Genomic DNA, 3,513 nt, shown 5'->3' with positions numbered 1-3,513 from the left:
CCCGGCAGCGAGCCTGAAGTGCACAATCTGCTGCAGTTTATCACGAGCCATCCAAACATCACCGGCGGACTTACCTTCCATACCTATGGAGGGGTGCTGCTACGCCCTTACGGCACACAGAGCGACGATACGATGCCTGCAGAAGACCTTTGGGTCTTTCAGACAATAGGCCAAAAGGGGGCTGAACTTACCGGCTACCCACATGTGAGTGTCTATCACGACTTTCGTTATCATCCCAATGAGGTGATCACGGGAGTGTGGGACGACTGGATGTACGACCATCTCGGCCTCTTCGCCTGGACGGTAGAGATATGGTCGCCGCAGCGTCAGGCCGGGATCACAGAGGGCTTTAGCCCCGATACCAAGTCGGGACAGTATCGGTTTATTCAGTGGTATCGGGATCATCCGCTGGAAGAAGACATCAAGATGTTGGAGTGGTCTGATGCCAATCTGGGCGGCAGGGGCTATGTGGCTTGGCGTCCCTTCCAACACCCACAACTGGGCGCCGTGGAGATAGGCGGCTGGGACGTTCAGTACGCATTTCGTAACCCACCGCCCCAATTCCTGGAAAAAGAGATCGCTCCGTTTGCTCGCTGGGCCTTATGGAACGCGCTTCTATCGCCTTTGCTACAGGTACATAGCGCAACGGCCGAGCCGCTGGGTGAAGGCGCTTATTGTGTTCGCTTGGTGGTGGATAATGTGGGGTGGCTGCCGACCTATATCAGCAAAAAGGCGCTCGAGAAACAGGTATGTCGCCCGCTGGTGGCCGAGATCGAGTTGCCTGAAGACGCCGTGCTAGAGGTCGGTAAACCCCGTATGGAGTTAGAGCAGTTGGAGGGTAAGGCCTATAAAGCCTCCGCACCTTATGGATGGACAGCCGATGCCACGCGCGAACGCACCAAAGTGGAATGGGTGGTACGTGGCCCGGCAGGCTCGGTAGTGAAACTTACCGCTCGCCATGACCGGGCCGGAGTGGTACGTGCCCAGGTAACTTTGCCTGCCTTTTAGGGACACAGATCAACGACCACCGTCTTTAGACGGTGGTTTGCCCTCACAGTCGGCGACGGTTTCTTGTCTCAATTTGTATCGTTTTCGCGAACTTACCCCGCTTCTTCTTCCAACCCGATGTAGATATAGCCTTCTTCCACCTTACAGGGGTAGGTGGTTACACAGACGGTGGGATCGTCAGGGGATTTTCCGGTGCGGATATCGAACTCCCAAAAATGTAGCGGGCAGATAACCACATTCCGTTCTACCCACCCTTCGCCTAGCGGGCCGCCGAGATGGGGACAGGTGTTATCCAAGCAGTAGAAAGCGCCGTTTACATGAAAGAGAGCCACCTCTCTTTGTAGGGGCGCGGAACCTTCTGAGGTTAGAAGCCTGTCTAAAGGGTAGATTCGAGCGGTGTCGGGGGGAATGTCGGAGACAGAAGCTACTTTTAGCCAACGCATAGCGTAAACCTCGTATGCTACGTAAAAAGAGGCGTTAAGTCCCCTTCGGCCTCTGCCATAATAATTGCAGACGGGAACTTAAGATACCCGAAACCCTATATATTTTGTAAAGCAACCACGCGAGCTGAACGGTGAGTGTGTGAGTGTTCCAATTGGTGATGCTGAAATTGCCGCCAAGGAGGGAGAGTTTTGGAAACGAAAGGTACTTCAGAAGAAAAGTTCGTGGCAACGCTGCCCGAAGTCAAGCCACGCCGGCAGCCGGAACCCTTGCCCCCTGAGGACAGGCCTAGCGCCGGACGCCGTTTTCCTATCTTGTTGCTTCTCGCCATCACGCTGATCGTTGGGATAGGGCTGGGAGGTTATATTGAAAGCCGGAGGGTTCGCGCACGGCAGATGGTCGCTGCGGTGAACGGATACCCTATCTATCAGGATGAGTTCTATCGTCATCTTGAACAGGTTGCCGGGCCGCAGGTGATCAAAAACTGGCGCGATACGGTGCTGCGCATTCAATTTGCTCAGAGCCTTGGGGTGGCTCCGAGCGATCAGGAAGTAGAACAGCGCTATGCCGAAATCAGCAAAGCGCCGCATTTCGACCAGATGCTGGCCGACAGGTACGAAACGCCCGACGATGTAAAGATGAACCTTCGCTCCACCCTGGCGCAGATCGCGATTTTAACCCACTACTATGGGCACCCATTGCCCGCATCGGCTGTAGAGGCGGTATACAAGAAGAACACCGACCCATCCAATCCCAATGCGCTTTTCTATCATCCGGAGCAGGTTCAGATCGCCGTGATCATCACCAAAGATAAGTCCACCGCCGATAAGGCCTACGATGCCCTCACCTCCGGTGCCTCCTTCTACACGGTGGCGAAACAGTATAGCCAAGACATCAGCGCCCAAAACGGCGGGCTGCTCCCGTGGATGCGCAAACAGGGTGGCAGCGCCCCGCAGGCTCTAAAAGATTTGATCTTCTCCCTACACATTGACCAGACCACCACCCCTCACTTCTTTATGGTGCGCGATGCGCTGACACATCAACTACGGCCAACTTGGTGGATCATTCGCATGGTAGGACATACCCCCGCTTCAACCGATCCCTTCAACAATGTGAAGGAGCAGTGTGAGCTTTTAGCGCTGCAGAGCCTATTGACTCCCAAGCAAAACGCCCAGTATCAGAAAGATTTCGATGCTTTCAAGCGAAAAGCCCGCCTTCAGGCGTTCTGGCCACGCTATCAAGCGGTGCTGTCGTCTGATTAGGAATCCCTTGCGTGAAGTGAAGGCGCTTCCAACTCGTATAGAAGCGCCTTTTGTTTATCCTATCGTCTTGTTTTAGAAAAGCGGTGTCGCAAAAAAGCGTTGAATAGAGCGACGCCGTGTGTTAAGGAGCCGGTGGGATAGCGGTAGGTACGGAGGCAGCAGGAGGTTTTTTCAGGCCCGAACCGTTGATTCGAGAAAGGTTCAGATCGGCGGAGATGCCCACAATGATGATACCGGCAATAAGCAGGATGGCCAGCCACGTGTTGCGCTCACGAAAAAATTTCTTGAGCGGCCCCACAGGGTGGGCCACGGCGAGGGTTATGAAGAACATCAACAGGGCCAAGCCGATTTTGATGCCTACCGTGGTTTGGTAGGTCGCATTGACCTCTGGGGTGACCACCGAGAGGTTGTAGAAGCCGGTGATAAGCACCACGATCCACAGTAACCCCATAGAGATGCCAAAACGTTTCCAGGCAAGTTTCAGCTTCTCGTCCTCCTCGCCCTCACTTTGGGGGCGGAGAGCACCGAGTACGAAGAGGCCAAAGAAAAGCCCACCAACCACCCCGGCCATGCTCAAAACATGGAGCCATTTGCTAAGAAAAACCAGAATCTCCATTGACTTCTCCTTTCACCCGTAAATTGTACCTGCTCTTCAAAGAGATTGGGAGAAATCGGGCGCTTCTAACGACGGAGGTGAGTAAAGGGAGAGCCTAAAATAAAAAGGGACGCGGCAGGTAAAAGGAGAGCAAAACCCTGCCGCGCCAGGGAAGGAAGGTGAACTCGAATCACCAAGTATTATCGG

General features: G+C 54.2%; 4 protein-coding genes. 2 read left to right on the top strand and 2 right to left on the bottom strand.

Annotated elements, in window-relative coordinates; all coding sequences use genetic code 11:
- A partial coding sequence (locus tag VKV29_RS13700; RefSeq protein WP_324201878.1) for a M14 family zinc carboxypeptidase occupies positions 1 to 1,008 on the top strand: 1,008 nt, incomplete at its 5' end.
- A gap of 92 nt (positions 1,009 to 1,100) precedes the next feature.
- On the opposite strand, the gene VKV29_RS13695 is transcribed toward VKV29_RS13700, so the two are convergent.
- Positions 1,101 to 1,451, bottom strand: a complete 351-nt coding sequence (locus VKV29_RS13695) for a Rieske (2Fe-2S) protein (protein ID WP_324201877.1) — start codon at positions 1,449 to 1,451, stop codon at positions 1,101 to 1,103.
- A 189-nt stretch (positions 1,452 to 1,640) separates the two neighbouring features.
- Here VKV29_RS13695 and VKV29_RS13690 point away from each other — a divergent pair, with 189 nt between their 5' ends.
- Positions 1,641 to 2,711, top strand: a complete 1,071-nt coding sequence (locus VKV29_RS13690) for a peptidylprolyl isomerase (RefSeq protein WP_324201876.1) — start codon at positions 1,641 to 1,643, stop codon at positions 2,709 to 2,711.
- A gap of 121 nt (positions 2,712 to 2,832) precedes the next feature.
- Here VKV29_RS13690 and VKV29_RS13685 read toward each other — a convergent pair whose 3' ends face one another.
- Positions 2,833 to 3,327, bottom strand: a complete 495-nt coding sequence (locus VKV29_RS13685; RefSeq protein WP_324201875.1) for a hypothetical protein — start codon at positions 3,325 to 3,327, stop codon at positions 2,833 to 2,835.
- Positions 3,328 to 3,513: the final 186 nt, after the last annotated feature.

Source organism: Chthonomonas sp. (genome assembly GCF_035294165.1).
In the GTDB taxonomy this organism is placed as follows: Bacteria; Armatimonadota; Chthonomonadetes; order Chthonomonadales; family Chthonomonadaceae; genus Chthonomonas.
Note: the sequence above shows the minus strand (reverse complement) of the source record. Positions and strands in the feature narration are given on the sequence as shown.